Raw genomic sequence first — 25245 nt, forward strand, 5'->3', positions numbered from 1 at the left:
TATGGCACAGGAACCACCCGAAATGCTGCCTGTCACCTCAATGTTGGCGTCCTGTGCCATCACTATGCCTTCTGCAAGCATTAGCCACCCACCAACGAGGCAAATAGCCATTGCTTTATGCCGCCTCTGCCAAGACATCCTTGATTCTGAAGTGCTTCTCATGTTCGGGCCATCAGGTATATGTAATCAAGACGGTAATTGTCGCGTTACCGGGACCAGTCGTAATGGCGTCGGTCGTTTGTACGTAACGTGCGGCGAATGAATAGCCTTGACCTGCCGGAGCAGGTGTAAACGTAACAGGCCTGCTCGTATCGTTCGGTACCGCGCACTCACCAGAGGCACTCCCGCCGCTCTTGCACACTTCAATACCAACGCCCTCCGCACCACCGGTCGCCTTGAATAAACTTGAGTCGTTGGCGTCAGCCGTTCCACTGAAGGTCATTGATACCAGGGATGCATCACAGCCGGCCGAAACTAGCTGTACATTCGGCGACCAAGGCGATGTGCTGCCAATGCCGGTAAATGTCGATTTATCCACATTGCCAATGGGAAGGGTGATACTGGAGGTTTGCAGGGAACACGTCGAGCCGGTAATCGTACCGGTTACATGGATGGTTGCATTTTCTGCCCACACTGCGTTCGGTGCGATGCAGGCAGCGATCAGCAGGCTTGGAAAGAGAGCTTTTATTGTTGAACGTTGCATGATGTTTTCCTTATCTGCAATAGAGGGTAGTTGAGGTGGGAGCTTTACCGGTTGTTACCGTGAGTCTGCTTTTGAGCACAGGCTTTCCATTCCGGTGTTAATGCTCGGATCGTCAGGTGTAGGTGATCACTACGGTAATCGTTGCGTTACCCGGCCCAGCGGCAATGGTTCCGGCCGTCTGAACATAACGTGCGGCGAATGAATAGCCTTGACCTGCCGGAGCAGGCGTAAACGTAACGGGCCTGCTCGTATCGTTCGGCACCGCGCACTCGCCAGCGGCACTACCGCCGGTCTTGCACACTTCAATACCAATGCCCGCCGCACCACCGGTCACGGTAAATAAACTTGAGTTGTTGGCATCGGCTGTTCCGCTGAAGGTCATCGATACCAGGGAGGCATTACAGCCGGCCGAAACTAGCTGTACATTCGGCGACCAAGGTGAACTACTGCCAATGCCGGTAAATGTCGATTTGTCCACGGTGCCGATGGGGATGGTGATGTCGGACGTTTGCAGCGAACAGGTTGGCCCGCTGATCGTGCCAATAAAGTTTATCTGTGCGTTCTCCGCCCAGACCGCGTTCGACGCAAGACAAGTAGCAAGCAAAAAGCCAGGCAAGAGGACTTTGTTGGCCGATGGACGCATGAGGTTTGTCCCTTATTTGTAGTTGACCGTGACCGTCACGGTGGCGTTGACCGAGCCGGCTGTCACAGTCGATGCCGTCTGGATATAGCGCGCCTGGAACGTGTACCTTCCACCTGCGCCCTGCGGCGTAAAATTGATGGGCGTGCTGCTGTTGGGGATGGCTTGCGAGCCGACTGCCTGCCATAGCTCCAGCGCCACGCCCGTGGCGGTGCCTGCGTTGGCAAAAGCGTTGCTGTACGGAGCCCCCGCAGCGGTTCCTGCGAAGGTCATGGAGACGGTGCTGGCATTGCAGCCACCCGAGACAAGGGATTGGTTGGCTACCCACTCCTGATGACTGCCTGGGCCGCCAGTAAAGGCGGTCGTCAACACGGAGCCCATGTTGAAGGTGGCGCTGGAGGTGGAAAGTGAGCAAGTCGGCGCGGCAGGTTGAACCGTCACTCCACTTACAGACAACCTCAGGCCATACCAGTCGTCCGGCCCTCCACCACCACCTGTGCCACACCCGGAACAGTTGTAGTAGTAATTGATGGGATTGAGCGTCGAAGTGGACGTAACCGAACCGGTTTTAATCAGTTCCAATTGCATCGATGCGGTGTAAAATTCTTGGGGGAACCTAAGTTGCTGAGTGCCGCTGCCATTGACCTGCGCACTTCCGTAAGTGACGCGCAAGCCCACACCTGGGACATTTGTATTCCAGGTACCACCATTGGCGATAGCGCCGCTTACATACCAACCCACAGTACAGTTAGCGAAAAGATTATGTGCTGCACTAACAAAAGTGCCGAAGTTATTATTTGGACTTCCGACTAGTGTGGCAAGGACAGTTCCGTTCGCTGAGGCGCTATCCACGATAATCGGATCGGGCCACGACGAATTTTGGACCCATCCGGGATTTACCATGATGCAGCCGTTAAACTGGGCAAGTACTCCTTTACTCGCTAAGAGCGATAAAAGAAGTGTTGCTGAAATAATGAATATTTTTAACATATTAACCTCTCACTAAGAGATTTATTTAATGAAAATATTATTCGAATGAAAAACATTCCAATGTTTTTGAGTCGTTCATTGGCCACCTCTCACAGGGACATTTGGGAGATTCTCCCAATCGTTCATATCGGCTTTCGATTTCTGTGACTCGCGCGACTCAATCGGGTTCGATGCCTTCGGCTGCATCACTTCAGGTAACAAAGTTGCTGTAACGTTGACCTTGCAACGGGCTTGCACTGTTTGCAGCTCAGCCTGTTGCCCCTTCTTCGCTTCGGGCAATTGCACATTGATCTGGCACGAATCGGTGGTTTCCTCGCCCCATTTCACCGTCAACACACCTGAATCCGGCAAGTCACGAATGAACAAGCGGCTGCCTTGACCGGCCACGCCCACGCTGTTGCCTTGCGCATCGAATACTTCGGCGCCAAAGGGTACGGGGCGGCCGTCTGGAAGGGTCGTTTCGACCATGACGGCACGACCATGCGTGGTGTCGTATTTCAGTTTGACGACAGAGCCTGCGCGCGGAGCCACGTTGGCTGTGGTGGATTTCAGTTCCAGGCTGGCGTCGGCACCCTTGGGATCGAGCGCGACCGTATTGAGCTGATAGGGCATCAGGTTGGGCACGATCGCGTAGCCGCTCCCATTCACCTTGGCGCCTTGACTGTTGGATACGGTAGCGCCCGCTGCGTTGGGTGCATCGACGAGGCCGATGGTGTCGCCGGTAGGCGGCCCAAAGGTGACGCCGCCACGGTGCACCACGACACTGCCTGTAGCACCTCCGTTGAATTGTTGGTAGCCACCACCTTGGCTGTAGCCACCCGCCAACTGTGCTAGTGGACTGCGATACTGTGCGTTGAGCGAGCCGCTAGTGCCGCTGCCGTCCGTTTGGCCGGCCGTTGCGCCATAAGTGAAGCGGCTGTCTGCGCCGAGGCTGCCACTCACTGTTGCCTGACTGCTGCTGCCGCCGTCCCTGTCGCGATTGACCATGGCGGTGAGCTGTGGCGCGCGATCGCTGCGTCCCAACGGCACGCTGACGGTGAAGAGAATTTGCGTATCGCGGCGTCCCGGAATCGAGGCAACATTGTAGCCGCTCGGCAGTCCGGGAATTTGGTCAAGCGATGCGTTGCCCGGCACGAATTGCTGGCTATCGCTTTGCAGCACACGTTGGGCGGTAAAGCTGTAATTGAATGATTTCCAGTGATTGCCGTATCCCGCTGAGAAGTTCACCTGGCGACCGGCGCCGCCCCAGTAGTTGAGCATCGAACCCTGGAGGAACAACTGGCCGAAGGTATCGCCCAACGATTGGTTGATGTTTACGTCAAGGCGGCTGCGCTGGCGCCATACATCACTGTAGGGATAGCCGCGCGCCCAGGCATCGCGCAGCGCCACGGCGTCGGCCAAGCCGACATAGCCTTTGGTGGAATACCTGTACGCGGCCACCGAGAAGTTGGTGCCGGTGTCGACGAGGTTTTTGTTGTACCCGACCCTTAAGCTTTGGCCGTTGGTGGTGCCTTGGTTCGGCGCCTGATGGGTGGCGTGCGTGATGTCGAGCGAAAAGGCGCCCACCGAGGTGTTAAGCGCGGCACCCGCGAGCATCGCGCCGTAGCCATTGGCGAAGGTGGCGCCCGCGTAGCCCGTGATGAGATTGCTGATGCCGCGCTGATAGGTGCCTTGCACGATGTATGGTGTGTCGAGCAGATTCAGTTGCTCAACCTTGCCGGCGGTGATGCTCCATCGGCTTTGTCCCGGGCGGAGCAGTTGCGTGACGGCGGAGAACGGCACGGTAAAGCGCTGTACGCGTCCATCGGCTTCGGTGACTTCGACATCCAGGTCACCGCCGTAGCCGGTGGGATAAAGGTCTTCGATAACGAACGGACCCGGTGCGACGTTGGCATCGTAGATGATGTAGCCGTGCTGGCGGACAACCACGTGCGCATTGGTCTGGGCGATACCACGCACGATCGGCGCATAGCCGCGCATGGACTGGGGCAGCATACGATCGTCGCTGTACAGGCGTGCTCCACGTACACGAACGCTGTCGAACATGTCGCCCGGCGTGAAGGTGTCGCCGGCAACCAGTTGCGCCTGCAGCACGGGGATGTCGTGTTGCAGATAGGTAGCGGTATTCTGATAATGCGTGCCGCCACGCTGCGTCCAGCTCAAGGAGCCGAGTGTGTTGAGATGCCACGAGCCCAGGCTTGCCGAGGCATTGAGGCCAACGTAGCCACTGGTCTGGCTCTGTCCCCTGGTGGTATAGCGATACACGTTGGAGGAGTAATTAAGAACCCCGGCGTTGATGCCCGCATCCCACTGCGAGGGATCGACATAGCCGCGCGCAGCCTGATTGGTGTAGATCTGTGGCACGGACAAGGATAGTTCCTGCGTGCCCATGTCAAAATCGGCCGTGGCGCCGGGTATGTAGTCGCCGATCGGGCCACAGAATTTCCCTTCCGGTATCTTCTTGAGGGAGGGGTTTTCCTTTTGCGTAAGCACCTTTTTCAGGTCCACGCCGATACGGATCAACAGGGCCGGGTCGTAGCAGGGCGCCGCGCTGTCTTTCCCCGGAACGCTGACGAACACCAGGTCGGTACGCGCTTGCCATGTTTTGTTGAGACGTATGTCGGCGCGATACGTTCCGGGCAATACGACGTTGCCCTTTTCGAAGCGCGACAGGTCCACCTTCGGTGCCATGCCGGTTGGAAAGAAGGAGTTGTCGAAGCTCACCGGGTCCGCTGCACTCGGTGCTGCTGGATCAGCGGGTGATGCGGGAGCCGCTGCGTAAGCCGATGACGCCAATGCATTCAAAAGCAACGCAGGCAGCAAACGTCGCTGCAAGCCGACATCTTTATGGGCAATCGATAGGTTGGCGATTGCGTTGGCTTGCATAAAAACGCTCCTGATATGGCCAGCACTCCGCTGACCACCTGTTAAAATCTGATTTTTTGGGCGAGATGGGGAATGCGTTAAAGCAAGCAATACTTAGGGCGCCAGCGGTTGCACTATCGTGCTGACAGCGCCGTAGTCGCTGATGACATTGAACTGCGCTTTCACCTCGCCACCTGTAGGCCGGCTGGTGAGTTCCTTGATCGGAAATATCGCTGTGCTACCCGGTGCCACCATGCCACCGCCGCGTGTCCGAACGCTGCGCTCGCCGACGCTCAAGCCCACTTCAGCGAAGTTGACGTAGTACGGCGTCGGGTTGATAGCTTGCAGTGCAACGCCCTTGCCATCCTCGCCATCGACCAGCTTCCAGGTGAGCTTATGTGCAGCACTCGCAGCATTCCCAGGCAGGCCGGCGGGACGAAAGAGCACTTTGATACGGGTACGGAAGGCAAACTCCAGCATATTCTTGGTGCCGTCGTTCGCCGATTTCGGCGGAACCTCAAGTACATTCAGCCAGAACAGGCTTTCTTTGTCGCTGGGTAGCGGCTCTTTGCTATAGATCATGCGCACTGACGCACTCTTGTCCGCGTCCAGGCGAAACAAGGGTGGTGTGATCGTAAAGGGCACCTTGGCACTTTCTGGCGTGGACTTTTCATCACCTGCATCGAGCCACACCTGCACCAGCGAAGGCGTGTTGCCTACATTTTGAAGCCCAACGGTGACCTCACTTTCCTGAGCGGGATACACCACACGTGTACCGTTGATCACCACAGTCGCTTCGGTTCGGTTGGCCAATAGTGCCGCACAGAGAAGCAAGCCTGTCATGACATGGCGCAATCCATTAGTCATACGTCACCTTTGGGGGATTGAGCACATCGATGGCGGTACTTTGACCGCCATCGATGCCAGCTAGCGTTACTGCATGGGTTGATTAGTTGTAGTTCACTGCGTACACGACGCTGGTGCTGATCAGGCCCGGCGTAGCCGCGCCGCCAACCGCCAGATACTGAGCGGAGAACGGAATGGATGCCGTGTTGTTCGCAATCTCTGGCGACTGCTGGCTGTAGCTGGGATCTGCCAGATTGATCGCGCCGTTGCTATCGGTCAGCTGGATTTGCACGTTGGTGGCTTCGCCGGACAGAGCGTTCTTCAGCGCGCCCGTTGCCGCATCGATCCGCGGGCTGGAGGTCAGGAACGACATGCTAGCGACCTTGCCGTCGGTGCAGGAACCCTGACCTGGGGCGCCGATTTGAACGGTGAAGGCCTTCGGTTCGGAGGTATCGCCAGCGGCGGCCAAGTCGGATGGCTGGGTGTTGTCGAGGGCTACACTGAAGTTGCCTTGGCCACCGTCGGTACCACTACCGCCGGTGACGGTGCAGGTGGTGTCAGCCACCGTACCCGTGAAGGTGATGGTGCCGCCGTTGGAGGATGCAGCGCTGGCTACGCCAGCAAAGGTAATACCCATGGCGATGGCAACCGCTGAGGCAAGCTTGATGTGCTTCATATGTGTCTATCCTTAAGTTAGATCTTCATTGAGAAGTTCGCCGATTGGCGAAGGTTCTTTGCCGTGCGCCACGTGGCGCACGGCAAAGCGGGGCGGATCGAGCGCTGGCATGCGCAGATCCAGGATTGAGTGTGTTCCGGAAGCGCTTTAGCTACTCAAGCGGGCCGGCGTACTTTTACTCGGAAAATCTTAGGCGTGACGGCGACTCGTTAGAATCGGAATAGCCCGAAATTTTGCTCAGGCATTGCCCTACGTTGCGCCTTTACCAGCGATTCAATGTGCGTGAGGCGCTAGCGATTTTTTGACAAGCGCTATTGAGGTGTCTCGCCGTGCATTTTGACTAATGATGCAAGCGATCCATATAGAAATCGTTTGAAATTGCTGCGAGTGCAGGTCGCGATGTGATAAGCAAAAGTGGGTGGGCGTCCGTTAGCCCCTATCTGAGCCCTCTAGGAGGCTTGGAACAGACAGCAATCATGGTTACAGTCATCGGTTTCACATCCACGCCCAGGAACGGGCGTCTCACCGGGAAACCGCTCATGCCTCGTCTTCGCGTACTTGCGATCGCCTTGTCCGTCGCGCTTGCTGCCTGCTCACCGTCTTCCCATAACGAAAACGGCAACACGCCCGGCGCTGCCAGTACTGCTCCGGCCAAGACCAGCACGGCTGCCGTGGCGGAAGCGCCGGCCAGCAATCCGTTCTTCACCGCCAGCACCTTGCCGTATCAGGCGCCGCCGTTCGACAAGATCAAGGACAGCGACTACCAGCCGGCGATGGAGGAGGGCATGAAGCAGCAGCTCGCCGAGGTCGAGAAGATCGCCAACAACCCTGAGGCGTCGACGTTCGAGAACACTTACGTGGCGCTGGAGAAATCCGGTGTGCTGCTTACCCGCGTGATGAACGTGTTCAACGCGATCACCGCGGCCAATACCGACGATGCGCTGCAAAAGGTGCAGGAAGACGAAGCTCCCAAGCTAGCCGAGCACGCCGATGCCATCCACTTGAACGACAAACTGTTCCAGCGCATCCAGACGGTCTACGACCAGCGCGATTCGCTCAAACTGGATCCGGAGTCGCAGCGCCTGGTCGAGGTGGTTTATCGCCAGTTCGTCATGGCCGGCGCCAAGCTATCCGAAGCCGACAAGACCAAGCTGAAGGAATACAACAAGGAAGAAGCCGGCCTGGAAGCGCAGTTCAACAAGAAGCTGCTGGCCGCGGCCAACAACGGCGCTTTGGTCGTCGACGACAAGGCCAAGTTGGCCGGCCTTTCCGATGAGGATATCGCCGCTGCGGCGCAGGCTGCCAAGGATCGTCATCTGGACGGCAAGTGGGTGCTCACGCTACAGAACACCACCCAGCAGCCGCTGTTGCAGGATCTCAGCGATCGCGCCACGCGCCAGGCCCTGTTTGAAGCCTCATGGAACCGCGCCGAAAAGGGCGATGCCAACGACACCCGCGACACCATCGAGCGCATTGCACAGCTGCGTGCGCAGAAAGCCAAGCTGCTCGGCCTGCCCAACTTTGCCGCCTGGACCCTGGAAGACCAGATGGCGAAGACGCCTGAGACGGTCATGAGCTTCATGGATAAGCTTGCCCCCGCCGCCGTGGCGCGCGCGAAGCTTGAGGCTGCCGATATCCAGAAGCAGATCGACAAGGACCAGGCCGCCCTCAAGCAGCCGACCTTCAAGCTGGAAGCCTGGGATTGGGAGCACTACGCCGAAGAAGTGCGCAAGGCCAAGTACGATCTCGACGATGCGCAGATCAAACCCTACTTCGAATTGAACAATGTGCTGCAGAACGGCGTGTTCTTTGCTGCCAACCAGCTCTACGGCCTGACCTTCAAGGAGCGCAAGGATATTCCGGTCTACAACCCGGATGTGCGCGTGTTCGAAGTGTTCGACAAGGACGGTAAATCGCTGGCCCTGTTCTATTGCGACTACTTCAAGCGCGACAACAAGAACGGCGGCGCCTGGATGGATATTTTCGTCGGCCAGTCCAAGCTGATGAGTACCAAGCCGGTGATCTACAACGTTGCCAACTTCACCAAGCCGGCCGCTGGCCAGCCTGCGCTGTTGTCGATGGATGACGTGATCACCATGTTCCACGAGTTCGGCCACGGACTACATGGCCTGTTCTCCGACGTGCAATACCCGACCTTGTCCGGTACGGCCACCGCACGTGACTTCGTGGAATTCCCCTCGCAATTCAACGAGCATTGGGCCAGCGATCCGAAGGTGTTCGCCAACTACGCCAAGCACTACCAGACCGGCGCACCGATGCCGCAGGAACTGGTCGAGAAGATCAAGAAAGCCCGCCTGTTCAACAAGGGCTACGACATGACCGAGCTGGTCGCCGCAGCGATGCTCGACATGAACTGGCATATGCTCGGCGCCGACCAGCCCAAGCAGGATGACGATGCGTTCGAAGTGGCTGCGCTGAAGAAGGATGGCGTGGATCTGTCCTACGTACCGCCGCGCTATCGTTCCAGCTATTTCCTGCATATCTGGAGCAATGGTTATGCGGCCGGTTACTACGCCTATCTGTGGACGCAGATGCTGGCCGATGATGCCTTTGAAGGCTTCGAGCAGCACGGTGGGTTGACGCGCGAAAATGGCGATCGTTTCCGTGCCGGCATTCTGTCGCGCGGCAACACGGTGGAATTGTCCAAGCTGTACAAGGATTGGCGCGGTCAGAACCCGAGCATCGAGCCGATGCTGATCGATCGAGGATTGAAGCAGGTGCCTGCGAAGTAACGTTATCCGTCACAGCAAAAAGCCCGGCCTGAGCCGGGCTTTTCATGACGCCTTGCAGTCGTCCGATTACTGCTGAACCTGCAATTCCGTACGACGGTTGCGTGCGCGACCGGCGGCGGTCTTGTTGGTGTCGATCGGATCGTTCAGACCATGGCCGATCGGACCTTCCAGACGGCTTGCATCGATACCGTGCGAGGTTAGGTAGTCGTACACGATCTTCGCACGACGTTCCGACAGGCCCTGGTTGTAAGTGGCCGTGCCCACGCTGTCGGTGTAACCGGCAACGGTGACATGCACCTGCGGGTAACGCTTGAGCGTATCCACCGCCTGATCCAGGATCGCCATTGAATCGGATGCCGGCACGGCCAGCGTCGGTTCGATGTTGGTTTCGTGCTTCTTCGGACGGTCGAACTTGAAGTTCACGCCCTTCAAGTCGATCACGACCTTCTGCGGACAGCCATCCGGACCGACGATCGTGCCTTCCGGCAGATCCGGGCACTTGTTGTCGCACAGGTTCACACCGTTGCGGAACTGCTTGGAGCAATCAGGCTGGGGTGGCGGAGGCGGTGCGGGTGGTGCGGCCGGGGCTGGCGGCGGGCCAAGACGAAACAGCAACATGAAATCCACCATGGCATCACCATAGCCGTTACGCCGGGGGAAGGTCTTGTCGTCCCAATCGTAGCGATACTTGATTTCGCCGCGGAAATCGATATTTTCGGTGATCGTCTTGGCAAGACCGACACCGCCTTCGGCTGCCGGATCAACCTTGCGATTGAAGGTGTTGACGTGCTGGCTGGCCATCACGCCGCCAACCACGTACGGACGCCACGCATTCCAGTCGAGAAAGTAGTAGCGCGCGTCGACGCCAAAGTTGTTGCTCGACCAGCGGCCGGCATCGAGATAACCATGGAAGGTACGGCGTGTGCGATCTGCAAAGATATCGATCGACACGTTCGGTGAAATGAACTTGCCGAGCACGAGACCATAGTAGATCTGGTTTTTATTGGTAAGACGCTTGGTATCGTTGTGGTAGTAACCCACCGTCGGGCCCAGATACCAGCGGTCATCATAGGTGGTGTTGGTGACGTCACTGCTCGAACTGCCAGCGGCAATCGAAGTATTGTCTTGCGCATGCACGACACCCGCGCCGCCCAAAGCAAGTGCAACTAAAAAATACAGACTCCTACGCTTTACCATGAGGTGTCTCCTCTTTATGTGTTATCGGCACCTGTCCAGTAGGGATCAAGCGCCACCAGCTTTATGCAGCCGATGCGGCCTGTTAAATACCAACAGCTTGGCGGGTGTGCGCCAAGGTCCTACGAATCCATCCGCACTTCATGTGTGACTTTGAATTTTCTCCCTTGAATGGAGCGTAACGTAGATGTTCGCCCTGGGCTTTCGTGTGAAAGCCTGAGCGATATTGCTTTAACGCGATCTTTATTGTGAACACGAGGCGTCTTGGATATGTCGTCAAATTGTGAAAATCGCCTTCACGGTTCGTTGTGAAAAAGGGTGAAATTGCCTTCCCCTGCTGTGACAGACGTCGCGAGTTGCTGCGAACAGACAGGGCTGGTGACGACGGCGATACTTATTCAGCGTTGCCTTAAGGTAAGCAGACTGAGGGGTGGGGTGACTTATGGAACGACACGGGCAAGTGCAAGCCGACAATCGTCACGCAACCGATCAATCGGGCGCGACATGGCTGACCATGCCGGACGGACAAGTGCTGTATCTGCGCGACTGGCCGAATCCGTCTGCGCGCGATGCCGTGTTGATCGTGCATGGACTGGGCGAGCACAGCGGACGTTACGAACGGCTCGCCCGATGGTTTCTGACACGCGGTTATGCAGTGCGCAGCTATGACCAGCGCGGCCACGGCCATACGCCAGGCCAGCGCGCCGCCATCAGGCGCAGCGACGACCTGCTGCGGGATCTGGCGGTTGTCTACAACGATTACACCGCCAGTTTTGGCAGGCAACCCCTGCTGCTTGGCCACAGCATGGGTGGTGCAGTGGCGCTACGCACTGTGCTCGATGGTCGGGTTGAGCCACCGGCCCTGATTCTTTCCTCTCCCGCCTTGCGTACTTACGAGGCGCTGTGGCTGCGCCGGCTGGCGGCTTTGTTGACACGCATCCTGCCCAATCTGCCCTTGCGTAACGGTTTGCCGCTGGATGGTTTGTCACACGATTCCAAGGTGATTGAAGACTATCGTAACGACGCGCTTTGCAACCCGGGAGCGATCACGCCACGCTTGGCGGATTTCATCTTTCGCGCTGGCGTGTCTAGCATCGCTGATGCGTGGCGTCTGAAGGTGCCGACACTGTTGCTGGTCGCGGGCAGCGACCGGTTGGTCGACCCTTCAGGCAGTCGTGATTTCGCGGATGGCGCGTGGGTGACGAAACAGCTCACCAGCCGCTTCTTTGACACGCTGTTCCATGAGCTGTTCAACGAAACGGAAACGGGACGCCATCAGGTGCTTGCCCAGTTGAGTGATTGGTTGCGACGCAGTAGCGCGGTCTGAAGTAGCGAGCATTTTTTGCACGATCTTTGATCCGTCACCCCGCGCCAGCCATAACGCGTTCTGCTCGGTAACGCGCGCTGGTGCGGGGGCACGGTCAAACGATGAACGAAAGATATCAGTGGTGCCGGTTGGACGAGGTGTGACTGCCTATTTGAGTCTCGAACTCGCGAACCTGTTTTTCGGCTTCGGAGTGGCTGATGCCATAGCGTTTCTCTACCTTGTCAGTCAGATAATTGATGCTGCCATCGCTGACTTTCAGATCGTCATCGGTCAGCTTTCCCCAATGCTGTTTGATGTTTGGGGTGAGACTCTTCCACTGTTCCTTGATCATGTCCTGGTTCATGACGCTACCTCTTCATCTTAAAGGAATGCACTGAGCGGATATGTGCCTAGTGCGGGTACCGATTCGATCACTTTGGGTGTAAATCATTCGTCCTTTGTTTGTATAGCTAGATTGTGAACGTTCACCTATATGAAAGCGCGTCCATGCACCGCGCCATGGGCATTCACGACGAGAGCGTAATGTTTGTGTGTCGTTTTTATTATCAGGCTGTGTAGTGCGCGATCACAGCATTGTCATGGGAGCTTGTGTCGTGTGCGTCAAGTACGCAGCGCCCGTGGGCAAATCGCCAATCATGCGTGTGGCGAGGCCGTCATAGTCGTAGTTGAAATGGTGATCACCCGGCATTTCGTAGACTTTCACCCATTTGGGCAGTTTGTGATCATCGCAGATGGTGTCGTCGCTGTCGTCGTGGCCGTAATAGCAGATCACAGGAGGTTTGTTTTGTAACGCGGTAATGGGTGGCATTGCAGGGTAGTGCGGCACTGGGTTGATCCACTGCATCACTTCCTTGATATGTGTCTTGAGCCAGTTCTCGCGCATCATGATGTAGCCTTCCAGTTCCACCTCGAAGCTCACGTCCTGGCTGGGCGAGAGCAGCACCATTTGTACGATGCGCTCGCGATTGGCGCGGCTCAGCTTGTTGACGATAGTGGGAAGCACGTCGGCGCCAAACGAGAAACCGATCAACCACACTTTTTGCTTGTGCCATTGCATGGTGTACTTGGTGATCAGTGCATCGAGTTCCTGTGCGGATTGTTCGGGCGAACGATTGCGCCAGTAGTAGTCCAGGCAGCTCACTCCAAGCACCGGTACACCGCGCGCGACCAGTCGCTTGCCCATTTCCTTGTCCAGATCGCGCCAGCCGCCGTCACCCGAATAGAACACGGCCAGTACATCGTCATGCCCAGCCGGCGCCGGCACGGTGGGCATCAGCTTGACGGTCGCGTCCTCAAGCCGCGGGCGGAGCGGGGGCGTCCAGATGATGATGGCAGCGGCGATCGCCAGGCAGACTATGATCGCGGTAACGCGAAATTTCATCGACGCACAACTCCAGTAAGGCCGCCCGAGATCAGGCTGGCGACATTGGTGAGCACCACCGGCAAGGCGATGCCGCCCGGCACTGCCATGTAGCGCGGCTCCCACTCGGGATCGAACTTGTCTTTGTAGCGGTGCAGGCCCTGGAAATTATAGAAGCGTTCGCCACGACCAAAGATGAGCGCGCCGAAGCGGTTCCATAACGGCGCCTGTCGGCGGCTCTGCAGGCCCGACAGCGACGCCATCCCTAAGTTGAACCAGCGGTAGCCTTGCGTCCTCGCCCACTGCATCAGTTCCACGAATAGATAATCCATCAGACCCGCGGGGCCGTCCGGCAAATGCCGCATAAGATCCACCGAGGCTTCTTCCATGCTTTCGCACAGGAACATGTTGGCGAAGGCGATCGGCTTGTTGTCCTGCCACACCACTGCCATCGGCATGCGCGATAGGTATGGTTCGTCGAAGGCGCCGAGCGAGAAACCTTTCTCGCGGACACGCTTGTCGCGCAGCCAGGCATCGGAAACTGGCTTGAGCCGTGGCAGCAGCGCAGGCACTTCAGCGGTCGGCACGATCTCCAACCGCAGGCCGTCGCGGTTCAGCTTGTTGACGGTGCCGCGCAATGTTTTCTTCGATTTGCCATCGAGGTTGAACTGCTCCAGCTTGACGCGAGCTTCCTCGCCGATTTTGAGCAGGCTCATACCTACTTCGAGATAAAGATCCAGATCGGCCGGCGCTACCTGGTAGAACACCGGCCAGCCGCCACCGCGTTCGCAGCGCTCGTGGAAAGTCCACACCAGTTCCTGTCGCGCGCGATCGTCCCGGCCCACTGGATCGCCCATCGCCACCCAGCTTCGGCCTTCGATGCCGTACATCAGGAAGGCCCTATCTTCTAGATCGAACAACAGGCTCTTGTCACCCATCAAGGCCAGATGCGCCTGTGCGCAGTGGTAGTGCTTGATCAGCGGCAAGGCACGCGCCAGTTCGGCTTCATGCGGCAGGGTGGGGCGTGGGCGTGCGGAACGGATCAGTGTGGTTAGCGCAAACAACAGCGCCACGCCCGTCGCGCCGACCAGCGCACGCAGCGCGCGTGGCGCATTGCCGTGGTAGAAGCTGAATTGCCACCACAGGTCACGGCTGTATTCCACATGCTGGTAGCTGAAAAACACCAGCCACACGGTGCAGCCCAGCACCGTTGCGCACGCCAACAACCAACCGAACGAGAACGTGACTTCGAATAGCGAAGCACGTCGGTAGAACAATCGATGCGCAGGCGCCAGCGCTATGGCAAGCAGGATCAGCAGCCCAGCTTCTTCGTAATCGATGCCTTTCAGCAATGAAGCCACTGCACCGGCGATCAGCAGCACCAGTGTCAGCCAGTACGCCGCGTCGAGCCGGCGTTGCAGGCCGCGCGCAAGAATCAGCAGCGACATGCCGATCACGCTGCTGAGAAAGTGCGAAGCTTCCATCACCGGCAGCGGCAACAGATCGCTGAGCAATTCCAGGCGTCCCGGCAACACCGCCGTGGCGCCGGAGAACAGCAGCACCGCCCCGGATACGAGCGTGAGTCCAGCGAAGAATGGCGGCAAGATACCGTTGAACCACGGCGAGAGCAGTGTGGCCTGGCGCAATCCGCGCGTTTCGCGGATCACCACTGCGACGGTTGCCGCGCAGAGTGGCAGCAGATAGTAGACGCCGCGATATGCGGCCAGCGCACCCAGGATGGGCGCCGAAAGCGCCTGATTGCCGGTGGCGCCGAAGCCCGCCAGCATCACCGCTTCGAATACCCCCAGTCCGCCCGGTACGTGGCTGATCAGGCCGGCAATTTGCGCCAGCGCAAAAATCGCCAGGAACGAGCCGAAATGCAAGGCCATCGCATCCGGCATTAGCGCATACAGCACGGCAGCAGCCAGGCCCCAATCCAGTGCGCCGACAAAAATCTGCCGCAAGCCGATGGTGATCGGCGGCATGTGCACATGCCAGCGCCACAAGCGGATCGGCTTGCGCAGCACCAGACCGCCGATCAACCACAGCAGCGGAATCGCACATAACACCACACCCAGCAGCAGTCGCGCGGAGGCCAGCGGCATACCTGCCGGCAAGGGCACCAGCAGCAGCGTGACCCCGGTGATCGCGAACAGGCCCAGCCAGAAGCTGATCGTGCAGAACAGTACGATCTTGGCAACTTCCAGCGTCGACAAGCCAGCCTGGATATAGAAGCGGTAACGAATCGAGCCCGACACCAGCATTGCCATGCCCAGCGTGTTGCTGAAGGCGTAGCTGATGAAAGAGATCAGTGCCACGCGTGGACGCGGCAGCTTGCGGCCGATCGAGCCGAGTGCGAACAGATCGTAGAGCGGCATCACCGCATAGCCGAGCGCAGTCAACACGATGGCCTGGCCGATGCGGCCGCGGCGCAGGCGATGCATGTATTCGCCGACCTGGTGATAGCTCACCTCGCCGGCCAGCCGGTACAGCGCCCACAACGCCAGGCCCAGCATCAACACCGACAAAGCTGGACCGCCAAACCGACGCAACCAGACCGGGCCCGGCCGGCTCAAGGCATCTTCCTGGCTAAGGACTTCGGCCCCGCCTTGTTGCTCCACGCTAAAACTCTCTTGATTCCCCAGCATTGAAATGGTGCCACATCAAGCATGACGGGCAATAATTTGCGGCGTGCTACGCGACCGCATGTCTACGACAGATGGTCCATTCCGGACGGTCCACCACAGACGTTTGAGCCTGGATGCTTTTGCAACCATGCACGCGACAAGGACATGTTCAACAACAAAAGGGCGCCCGTGTCGGATCGCCCCGGAGTCCATCATCTCGGCAAGGCTCAGCTCTTCTTGACCTCGAAGGTCTTGCTCTGCACCTGCTTGCCGTTGAGCGAGATGTCTACCTTGTACTTGCCCTCCGGCCACAGGTTCGGGTTCTGCACGCGGAAGGTGGTGGTGGCTGGGCCGTCGGCGATGATCGACTGGCTGGTGTTGGTTACCAACTGGCTATTGCCTTCCAGATAACTCCACTTCGCATTGAGCGTGGCGCCGGGGGTGCTGCCACGGGTGTCGACGCTGACATAGATGGTCTTCTGGTTCGGCGAGAAGGTGGTGACTTCCTTCTTCACCTTGTGATCCGGATTGACCGCATCACCCAGGGTGATGCCACTCACCTGGAAGCCGTTGTCGGTAGCTACCGGCGTGGCTGCGGCAGGCGCCGGAGTTGCGGTGCCGGCGTGGGCAGGGGCCGTGGTGGTGCTTGCCGGGGCTGCGGCCGTGCCGGCAGCGGCGGGGTGGGCGGTGGTGCTCGGTGCGGATGGTGCGGGCGCAGTGCTGGGAGCGGCGGGCTTGTTCGCAGGCTGCTGCTCGTTCTTGCCGCAGGCGCTGAGCGCCAGCAGGCCGGCAAACGTGATGCTGTAGAGGGCGGCAGAACGTGCGGAGAGTTTCATGTGTGGGATTCCGAAATAAGGGAGCGGGAGAACCGAGGCTGACGACTTCGGACCAGAAAACAAGGCTAGCGCCGTCGATCTGAAGTGCCGATGACCAAAACGATGAAGTTTACCTGCTTGCGGGGTTATTGCCTTGCTCCCCGCACATTGACTGGCAGGCTTCTGCCTGTGCTGCGGAAGGGGTTGATATCCAGTCCACCACGACGCGTGTAACGCGCATAGACGCTGAGCTGCTCCGGCGTGCAGCGCTTCATTACGTCGACAAAGATGCGCTCCACGCATTGTTCGTGGAATTCGTTGTGCAAGCGGAACGACACTAGATAGCGTAGCAAGCCCTCACGGTCGATCGCGGGGCCGCGATAGGTGATCTGCACGCTGCCCCAATCAGGCTGGCCGGTCACTGGGCAGTTGGAGCGAAGTAGGTCGGAAACCAGCGTTTCCTCGACGCTATCACTGGCTGTGCTGATATGCAGGTAATCGGCCTTGGGCGGACCGTAGTCGTCGATCTTTACCGACAAGCTGTCAATCAATTCACCTTCGAGATCTGCAAAAACATGCTTTGCTGCGCGTGGCTCGCGGATGTACACCATCACCGGCGCACCGGCTGCGCGAGACAAATCCTGTTGCAGCAGCGCACTCAATGCGGCAGCGTTCGCCACGGGCTCCTGTGCGAAGCCATTGAGGTACAGCTTGAACGACTTCGATTCGATGATGTTGGGCGATGTGGCCGGTATGTGAAATTCCGCCACCGCTGCTGTTGGCTTGCCATGCATGTCCAGCCAGGACAATTCATAGGCATTCCAGATATCCACACCATGGAAAGGCAGTGGCTGGTGCACGTCGATGTCATCGCGCTTGGTTTGCCGTGGAATTGGGAACAGCAGGCTGGGATCGTAGCGGTTGGCGTAGACGGTGTGCTTGCCGAGCGGGGAGTATTCGGGGGCAGTCATTTTCTTATTCTAAACCAATAACAAGCACCTCCCGTTGTTGCGCAAACGGAATCCGTAACATGAGTACCTTTGGCATGGGTAGGGAGCGACACGCAGGGTTACGATCAACGGTTTGGGAGTAGCGGTGGTGCCAGCCATGCCGGCCTTTTCTGCAAGTTCAATGGGAGCAAACATGCGTTCGACAATCGGTTCGACAATCGGCATGTCGCGTCTGTACGGCGCACTGGTGTGTGGACTGCTGGCGGTGGCGTGGAGTCCTGGCAGTGCGATGGCCGATGGTCGGGTTCTGACCGCGCAAGATTATGCGCAAGCCGAGCGTTTCATGGTGTACAACACGGCGCCGCTGCTGGATCACGCAGTCAGTACCGTGCATTGGCTGGATGGTACGCATTTCTGGTATGTGGATCATGACGCCACGGGCGATCATTACCTGCAAATGGATGCCAGCAACGGCACCGTCTCGCCGCTGCTCGACCAGGCGAAGCTGGCGACGGCACTGACCGAGGCTGGCGAAAAATCGATCAAGGCCGACAAGCTCGGTCTTACCGATTTCCGTGTCGCCACGGATGGGCGCGACCAGATCGAAATGGGCGGCAAACACTATCTGTGCGACCTCAAGACCGAAGGCATATGCACGCTCGTGAAATCCGGCAAGGAACCGGGCGTGTTGTCGCCCGATCGCAAGCAGCAAGCCTTTATCCGCAACTGGAACCTGTGGTTGCGCGATGTCGCCACCGGCAAGGAAACCCAGCTCACCACCCACGGCGTGGAAAACTACGGTTACGCCACCGACAATGCCGGTTGGAAGCATACGGATAACGCGATTCTGGAATGGTCACCCGATTCGAAGCAGATCGCTACGTTCCAGCAAGATCAGCGCCTTGACGGTGACATGTACCTGGTCACCACCAAGGTGGGTCATCCGGCACTGCAATCGTGGAAATATCCCTTGCCTGGCGACCAGCATGTCACCTTGATCGAGCGTGTGATCATCGATGTGTCGACCCGCAAAGTGGTACGCCTGAAAACGCCACCGGACCAGCATCGTTCCAGCCTGTGCGACGACATAAGCTGTGGCGACAAGGGTGGCTGGGATGATGTGAAGTGGGCGCCGGACAGTAAGACGCTTGCCTTCGTCTCCACCTCGCGCGATCACAAGCATGAAACCTTCCGCATCGCTGACGCGAAAACCGACGAAGTGCGCACGGTGTTCCATGAAGACGCGCCCACTTACTTTGAAAGCGGCAACGGTGCGGTGAACTGGCGTTACCTGCCGGGTTCCAATGAGGCAATCTGGTACAGCGAGCGCAGCAACTGGGGCAACCTGTACCTCTACGATCTCGCCCATGGCCAGCTCAAGCATGCGATCACCACCGGTGAGGGCAATGTCACCGAGATACTGAAGGTGGACGACAAAACCCGTACCGTGTGGTTCCGTGGTGTGGGCCGCACCTCCGGCGTCAATCCGTACTATCAGCAATTCTGGAAGGTGAGCCTGGATGGCGGACAGCCGGTGTTGCTGACGACTGAGCCGGCCGATCACACCATCACCATGTCCGATGACGGTAAGTATTTCATCGACAGTTATTCAACGCCCGTTACACCTCCGGTTGCCGTGCTGCGTGACGCGAACGATGGCCGCATCCTCACGACGGTGGCCAAGGGCGACATCAAGCGCCTGTTGGCAACGGGCTGGCATCCGCCGGAGCTGTTCACGGTGAAAGCACGCGACGGCAAGACGGATCTGTATGGCCTGATGTTCAAGCCCACGCATTTCGACCCGCGGAAGAAGTATCCGATTGTCGACTACGTTTATCCGGGTCCGCAGAGCGGCTCCGTCGCGAGTTTCGGGTTCCTGCCTGCACACTATGACAATCAGTCGCTGGCTGAGCTGGGTTTTGTGGTGATAGCGATCAACGGCATGGGCACGCCGTGGCGCTCCAAGGCGTTCCACGACACGTGGTACGGCAACATGGGCGATAACACCTTGCCGGACCAGGTGGCTGGTATCAAGGAGCTTGGTCAGCGTTATCCGTGGATCGACCTGGATCGGGTCGGCATCTGGGGTCACTCAGGCGGCGGCAACACAACGGCGGATGCGTTGTTCCGCTATCCGGATTTCTTCAAGGTCGGCTGGGCCGAAAGCGGCAATCACGACAATCGCGAGTACGAAGATGATTGGGGCGAGAAATACCAGGGGCTGCTGGTCGGCAATAATTATGACAACCAGGCGAACCAACTCATTGCCGGTCATCTCAAGGGCAAGTTGATGCTGGTCCACGGCATGATCGACGACAACGTGCCGCCGTACAGCACTCTGCTGGTCGCCGATGCGCTGATCAAGGCTAACAAGGATTTCGACATGCTGCTGCTGCCGAACCAGCACCATGCCTACGACACGGACATGCCGTACGTCACCCGTCGTCGCTGGGATTACTTCGTGCACAACCTTGCCGGCGACACACCGCCGAAGGAGTACGCACTCAAGCCCTGGCCCTGGCATTGAAGTCACGCATGCGAGCCGCAGTAAAAGCATTTGCCTGCTGCTACGGCTTCATCTTGTTTCACCTTTGTGCTGCCTGCACAGGCTGACATGCATGCGATGTCGGCGCGGGTGTGGTCAATAGGCCATCTGGCCTGTTTCATCCAAGCCGGATGAACTGAACATCAACCACATGGAAATCGTTCCCGCACTCCATGCGCCTCTTGAGGTCACATATCCGGTGCATATTTCCAGCACGACCGGCGTTGGCCGGCACTCGTATACAGCGCAACGGTGATCTCATGACTCCTCAGGAACAACTCCTCCTCGATGATTTCCTTCAGCGCCTGGCCGCCGTGAATGGCGTAGCCAAGGACACCCAGGCCGATGCGCTGATTCGCCAGCGCCTGGCCAGCCAGCCCGATGCGCTCTATTTGCTGGTGCAGCGCAGCCTGCTGCAACAGCATGCGTTGGATGCCGCCAAGGCCCAGATTTCGCAACTTCAAGCCCAGTTGGGTGGACAGCAGGGTGGCGGCAGCTTCCTGGGTGGCCAGCAGTCGTCCGCATGGGGCGCCGCACCGCCGGCTTATCCGCCGATGCCGCCACCACAACAGGCCCCAGCCCCCACTTGGCGTGAACGCCTGTTCGGTAGTGCGTCTGCCACAACGCAAGGTGGTGGTTCCAGTTTCTTGTCCAGCGCGGCCACCACGGCGGCGGGTGTTGCGGGCGGCATGTTTCTGTTCAACGGTATTGAAGATTTGCTGGGCGGTCACCGCGGTGGTGGTTTCTTCGGCGGTGGTCAGCCGGAAGTGATCGAGAACGTCACCGAGAACAATTTCTTCGATGACGGCAATCTGTCGAACGGTGGCGGGCAGGATTTTTCGTCTACCGATTTCGATGATGCCAACTTCGATAGCGGTGGCTTTGACGACGACAATAGTTGGACCTGAGTTCGCCGCGTCATGCGGCAACAAAAACGCCTGGGCCATTTGGCTCCGGGCGTTTGTTTGGTTCGGGCGTTTGTTTGGTATGAAGCAAGCACTCGTGCTAACCCCAATGGCACTAACTTAAGCCACTCTCTCTTCAGGAAAGCTTAAGAGCTAACCTGATCGACCAGGCCCCATTCTTCGCAAGAAGGGTTACCAGCTGATGCTAAGCTTCGCGACTCCCCGTCGCGGGCGGGACCTCAAGTGATCATCGTCGACTCATCCATACGGCTGATGATCCTAGACTGGCAGCACAGCTATGAGAATTCTTGAATACATCGGCCTGGATACCGCAGGCTTTGCCAAGCCCTACCGCAAGGTCGCCGAAGCGATTGGCGCGGGTGATTTCCGTGCCGCGCAAGTCAAGAAACTGTCCAATCTGGCGCACGGCAAGTTCTATCGCGCCAAGCTGGACGACACCAATCGCTTGCTGTTCAGTCTGGTTCGGCATGGCGACGAGGTATGCGTGCTGATGCTGGAAGTGATCGCCAACCACGATTACGACAAATCACGCTTCCTGCGCGGCGCCGCCATCGACGAGAGCAAAATTCCCGACATTGATGTCGTTGAGGCCGGTCGCGATGCGCAACTGCTGCGCTACCTGCATCCCGAGCGGACCACGCTGCACCTGCTCGACAAGCCCATTTCGTTCGACGATACCCAACATGCGATCTATCACACGCCTGCACCGCTGATCGTGATCGGCAGCGCTGGCAGCGGCAAGACCGCCTTGACGCTGGAAAAGCTCAAGCAGGCCAAGGGCGACGTGTTGTACGTCACCCACTCGGCTTATCTGGCGCAGAGCGCGCGCGACTTGTACTACGCCAACGGCTTCGAGCACGCGGAGCAGGATGCCGTCTTCCTCTCTTATCGCGAATTCATAGAGTCGATACACGTGCCGCAGGGCAGGGAAGCGCATTGGCGCGACTTCGCGGCCTGGTTCGCGCGCATGAAGCAATCCTTTCGCGACATCGACGCACATCAAGCGTTCGAAGAAATCCGCGGCGTGCTTTCCGCGTCGGCGAGTGGCGTGTTGTCCCGCGAAGACTACCGCGCACTGGGCGTGCGGCAATCGATCTTCGCCGAAGACAAACGCGACGCACTGTATGACCTCTTCGAGAAATACCGCGCCTGGTTGACCGAGTCCAACCTGTTCGACCTGAACCTGGTGGCGCAGGCTTGGATGGCCCGCGCACAAGCGCGCTACGACTTCGTGGTGATCGACGAAGTGCAGGACATCACGCCCGTGCAACTGGCGCTGGTGCTGAAAACGCTCAAGCAGGCGGGTCATTTCCTGTTGTGCGGCGATTCCAACCAGATCGTCCATCCCAATTTCTTCTCCTGGTCGCAGGTCAAGAGCCTGTTCTGGAAAGATCCGGCGCTGGCCGAGCGGCAGGAGCTGCGCGTGCTGTCGGCCAATTTCCGCAACGGCCAGCAAGCCACGCGCGTGGCCAACCAGTTGCTGAAGATCAAGCACAACCGCTTCGGCTCCATCGATCGCGAAAGCAACTACCTGGTGCAACCGGTGGGCGGTGATGTCGGTGCCGTGCATCTATGGCCGGACAAGGACGCCAGCAAGAAAGAGTTGAATCAGCAGACCGCCAAGTCCACGCAGTTCGCCGTACTGGTGATGCGCGACGAAGACAAGGCCGAGGCCAGAAAACATTTTTCCACGCCGCTGCTGTTTTCCATACACGAAGCCAAGGGTCTGGAGTACGAGAACATCGTGCTCTACCGCTTCGTATCCAGCCATCGTGCCGAGTTTTCAGAAATCGCCAACGGTGTCGATCGATCCGCCCTGGCCGCCGAACAACTCGACTACCGGCGTGCCAAGGACAAGAGCGACAAATCGCTGGAGGTCTACAAGTTCTTCGTCAACGCGCTTTACGTAGCCTTGACGCGTGCGATCCGCAATATCTATGTGATCGAATCCAATACCCAGCACGAACTGTTCCCCTTGCTGGAATTGTCCGTGGCCAGCCAGACGCGCGTCGAAGCCCGGCAGTCGACCCTGGAAGAGTGGCAGAAAGAGGCACGCAAGCTCGAACTGCAAGGCAAGCAGGAGCAGGCCGATGCGATCCGGCAAAGCATTCTGAAGCAGAAGCCAGTGCCTTGGACCGTGCTGGACCAAGCGCAATCGCAATCGCTACTGGCGACCGTGTTCCAGCAGCAGGCGCCGGGCGGTAAGCCGAGGCAGCAGTTGCTGGAAATTGCCGCCTGTCATGACATACCGGTCGTGGCCTCCGCGCTGGATCGGATGAATTACGGTGCGGCTAAAACGTTCTTGCAACAACGTAACTTCCTGGCGCGTAAAACCTACGACAGCTACTTCCTGCCCAGCTTCAAGAACGTGCTGCGCCAATGCGACGAGCATGGCGTCGAACACCGCCTGCCAATGAACCTCACGCCGCTGATGGCGGCGGCATCCGCCGGCAACATCGCCTTGGTCGAGGCTTTGCTGGAACGCGGCGCCGATCGCGAAGCGAGCGATCATTTCGGCGCGAACGCGTTGCACTGGGCCATGCGCGAGGCCTTCGCCGATGCCAAATTCGCCCGCGAGCGTTTCGCGCGGCTCTACGATCTGTTGGCGCCCTCATCGGTGGACGTGAACACCGGCGAGCGCCTGGTTCGTCTTGATCGTCACCTGTCGGAATATTTCCTGTTCCAGACGCTGTGGGCCTTATTCAAAACCTGCTTTACCCATCCACAGCGGCACGCCCACGCCGCCTTCGAAGCAAGGATGATTATCGAAGCCTGGGAGTCCTTGCCGGGCGCCGTCGTCAGGGCGGAGCGCAAAAAGCGCACCCACGTGAACCAGGTATTGGCACGCAACGAAGTGGCCCGCGAATACGCCTACAACCGCGATCTGTTCATCCGCGTCGCGCAGGGCTGGTACCAGTTCAACCCCGACTTATCGGTACGGCGCAAGATCAATGGCGAGGAAACTTGGGTGCGGATGTTCCAGGTCTTGAACCTGCCGTTTCTCAAGGAACTGGCATGGCCGCAAAACGCAGCGCGGGTCGATGACTATCTGGGGTTTGCACTGCTGCCGGAGCAGCCACCCGGCGTGCTCACCCAATGGCTGGCCAGCTTGCCCAGGCAAGCCGCCGAGCCAAAATCGGTGGCAGCCGCGACGCGGAAACCCAGTCACGCGGCCGGGCGTGGCGTGAAGCGGCGCTGGTAGCGGGTGCGATGGCTGCCATCCATGCCGCCGGCAGCTGCAAACCTTGCGCTCCGCATCGCCTTACGTCAAAGTAAGGATTGTGAAGATAAGGAGGCGAACATGGCTTCTGCCACGGTAACATCGAAGGGGCAGGTCACCATCCCCGTGGACGTGCGCACCCATCTTGGCCTGGCCACCGGGGACCGGATCGAATTCGTCCTCAATGAAGCAACCGGCCGGTACGAGGTGGTGCCCGCGACGCGTTCAGTCACCGCACTCAAGGGCATCATCCGCAAGCCGGCCAAGCCGGTGACGATTGAGGACATGAATGCGGCGATCGCCGAGCAAGGCGGTTCGGCCAAATGATCGGTCTGGATACGAATGTGCTGGTGCGCTATGTCGCGCAGGACGATCCCGTGCAGGCAAAAAAAGCCGGCGCACTCATTGAATCGCTGACACCCGAGCACCCGGGCTATGTCACTCAGGTGGCCCTTATCGAGGTCGTCTGGGTGCTTGGCCGGGCGTATGGTGTTGAGCGCGGCGAGATTGCGCGGGTGATCGAGGCTTTGCTTCGCACCAAGGAAATAGTCGTGGAAGCGGCGGAGACCGTGTGGAAAGCGCTGCGGCTCTACGCGGGCTCATCCGCGGATTTCGCCGACTGCCTGATCGAACGGGCCTGCTATCAGGCGCAATGCGAGCACACGGTAACGTTTGATGCCAAGGCAGCCAAAGCGACTGGCATGCGCTTGATCAAGTAAGCGGATGGGGCGCGGCGCAGCCAGATGGAAGCGCGCCCCCCCTCGCCACGATCGACTGATTGGCGATCGCACGACTTATAACAACACCC

Annotated in this window: 19 protein-coding genes; 7 read left to right on the forward strand and 12 right to left on the reverse strand. The window is 58.6% G+C overall.

Annotation, left to right across the window (positions count from 1 at the left end):
* Positions 1-172 precede the first annotated feature (172 nt).
* The 6 genes from EO087_RS12985 to EO087_RS13010 form a co-directional block, all read right to left on the reverse strand.
* Positions 173-703: a fimbrial protein gene (locus EO087_RS12985; RefSeq protein WP_128899232.1), complete on the reverse strand. Its 531-nt coding sequence runs from the start codon at positions 701-703 to the stop codon at positions 173-175.
* Between the two features lie 112 nt (positions 704-815).
* On the reverse strand, positions 816-1346 hold the full coding sequence (locus tag EO087_RS12990) for a fimbrial protein (RefSeq protein ID WP_128899233.1): 531 nt from the start codon (positions 1344-1346) through the stop codon (positions 816-818).
* Between the two features lie 12 nt (positions 1347-1358).
* Positions 1359-2333, reverse strand: a complete 975-nt coding sequence (locus EO087_RS12995; RefSeq protein WP_128899234.1) for a fimbrial protein — start codon at positions 2331-2333, stop codon at positions 1359-1361.
* A gap of 75 nt (positions 2334-2408) precedes the next feature.
* Positions 2409-5219 carry a fimbria/pilus outer membrane usher protein gene (locus tag EO087_RS13000; protein ID WP_128899235.1) on the reverse strand — a complete coding sequence of 937 codons (2811 nt, stop codon included), beginning with the start codon at positions 5217-5219 and terminating at the stop codon, positions 2409-2411.
* A gap of 93 nt (positions 5220-5312) precedes the next feature.
* Positions 5313-6041: a fimbria/pilus periplasmic chaperone gene (locus EO087_RS13005; protein ID WP_164931840.1), complete on the reverse strand. Its 729-nt coding sequence runs from the start codon at positions 6039-6041 to the stop codon at positions 5313-5315.
* 106 nt (positions 6042-6147) lie between these two features.
* On the reverse strand, positions 6148-6720 hold the full coding sequence (locus EO087_RS13010; RefSeq protein ID WP_128899237.1) for a fimbrial protein: 573 nt from the start codon (positions 6718-6720) through the stop codon (positions 6148-6150).
* Between the two features lie 539 nt (positions 6721-7259).
* Here EO087_RS13010 and dcp point away from each other — a divergent pair.
* Positions 7260-9473, forward strand: coding sequence for a peptidyl-dipeptidase Dcp (gene dcp, locus EO087_RS13015; RefSeq protein ID WP_128899238.1), 2214 nt, complete (start codon positions 7260-7262; stop codon positions 9471-9473).
* 66 nt (positions 9474-9539) lie between these two features.
* Here the strand turns inward: dcp and EO087_RS13020 are convergent, their stop codons facing one another.
* Positions 9540-10670 carry an OmpA family protein gene (locus EO087_RS13020; protein ID WP_128899239.1) on the reverse strand — a complete coding sequence of 377 codons (1131 nt, stop codon included), beginning with the start codon at positions 10668-10670 and terminating at the stop codon, positions 9540-9542.
* Positions 10671-11109: 439 nt separating this feature from the next.
* On the opposite strand from EO087_RS13020, the gene EO087_RS13025 reads away from it, so the two are divergent.
* Positions 11110-11994, forward strand: coding sequence for an alpha/beta hydrolase (locus tag EO087_RS13025; RefSeq protein ID WP_128899240.1), 885 nt, complete (start codon positions 11110-11112; stop codon positions 11992-11994).
* 115 nt (positions 11995-12109) lie between these two features.
* Here the strand turns inward: EO087_RS13025 and EO087_RS13030 are convergent, their stop codons facing one another.
* The 5 genes from EO087_RS13030 to queF form a co-directional block, all read right to left on the reverse strand.
* Positions 12110-12337, reverse strand: coding sequence for a CsbD family protein (locus EO087_RS13030; RefSeq protein WP_128899241.1), 228 nt, complete (start codon positions 12335-12337; stop codon positions 12110-12112).
* A 222-nt stretch (positions 12338-12559) separates the two neighbouring features.
* Entirely contained in the window at positions 12560-13375 is an 816-nt protein-coding gene (locus EO087_RS13035; RefSeq protein WP_128899242.1) for an AcvB/VirJ family lysyl-phosphatidylglycerol hydrolase, read from the reverse strand.
* Positions 13372-15975, reverse strand: coding sequence for a bifunctional lysylphosphatidylglycerol flippase/synthetase MprF (gene mprF / locus EO087_RS13040; protein ID WP_128899243.1), 2604 nt, complete (start codon positions 15973-15975; stop codon positions 13372-13374). The genes EO087_RS13035 and mprF overlap by 4 nt, the downstream gene beginning before the upstream one ends.
* 233 nt (positions 15976-16208) lie before the next feature.
* Complete coding sequence (locus EO087_RS13045; RefSeq protein ID WP_128899244.1) at positions 16209-16817, reverse strand: hypothetical protein; 609 nt, start codon at positions 16815-16817, stop codon at positions 16209-16211.
* Positions 16818-16942: 125 nt separating this feature from the next.
* The gene (gene queF / locus EO087_RS13050) at positions 16943-17767 is read right to left on the reverse strand and encodes an NADPH-dependent 7-cyano-7-deazaguanine reductase QueF (RefSeq protein WP_128899245.1); all 825 of its coding nucleotides are present in this window, start codon (positions 17765-17767) and stop codon (positions 16943-16945) included.
* 268 nt (positions 17768-18035) lie between these two features.
* Here queF and EO087_RS13055 point away from each other — a divergent pair, with 268 nt between their 5' ends.
* The 5 genes from EO087_RS13055 to EO087_RS13075 all read left to right on the forward strand — a co-directional run bounded on the left by EO087_RS13055 (position 18036) and on the right by EO087_RS13075 (position 25156).
* On the forward strand, positions 18036-20273 hold the full coding sequence (locus EO087_RS13055) for a S9 family peptidase (RefSeq protein WP_240669207.1): 2238 nt from the start codon (positions 18036-18038) through the stop codon (positions 20271-20273).
* Positions 20274-20551: 278 nt separating this feature from the next.
* Entirely contained in the window at positions 20552-21199 is a 648-nt protein-coding gene (locus EO087_RS13060; RefSeq protein ID WP_128899246.1) for a DUF2076 family protein, read from the forward strand.
* A 295-nt stretch (positions 21200-21494) separates the two neighbouring features.
* Positions 21495-24419, forward strand: coding sequence for a UvrD-helicase domain-containing protein (locus EO087_RS13065; RefSeq protein ID WP_128899247.1), 2925 nt, complete (start codon positions 21495-21497; stop codon positions 24417-24419).
* Positions 24420-24518: 99 nt separating this feature from the next.
* Complete coding sequence (locus tag EO087_RS13070; protein WP_128899248.1) at positions 24519-24764, forward strand: AbrB/MazE/SpoVT family DNA-binding domain-containing protein; 246 nt, start codon at positions 24519-24521, stop codon at positions 24762-24764.
* Positions 24761-25156: a type II toxin-antitoxin system VapC family toxin gene (locus EO087_RS13075; RefSeq protein ID WP_128899249.1), complete on the forward strand. Its 396-nt coding sequence runs from the start codon at positions 24761-24763 to the stop codon at positions 25154-25156. Before EO087_RS13070 ends, EO087_RS13075 begins: the two co-directional genes overlap by 4 nt.
* Positions 25157-25245: the final 89 nt, after the last annotated feature.

The organism is Dyella sp. M7H15-1 (assembly GCF_004114615.1).
In the GTDB taxonomy this organism is placed as follows: domain Bacteria; phylum Pseudomonadota; class Gammaproteobacteria; order Xanthomonadales; family Rhodanobacteraceae; genus Dyella_B.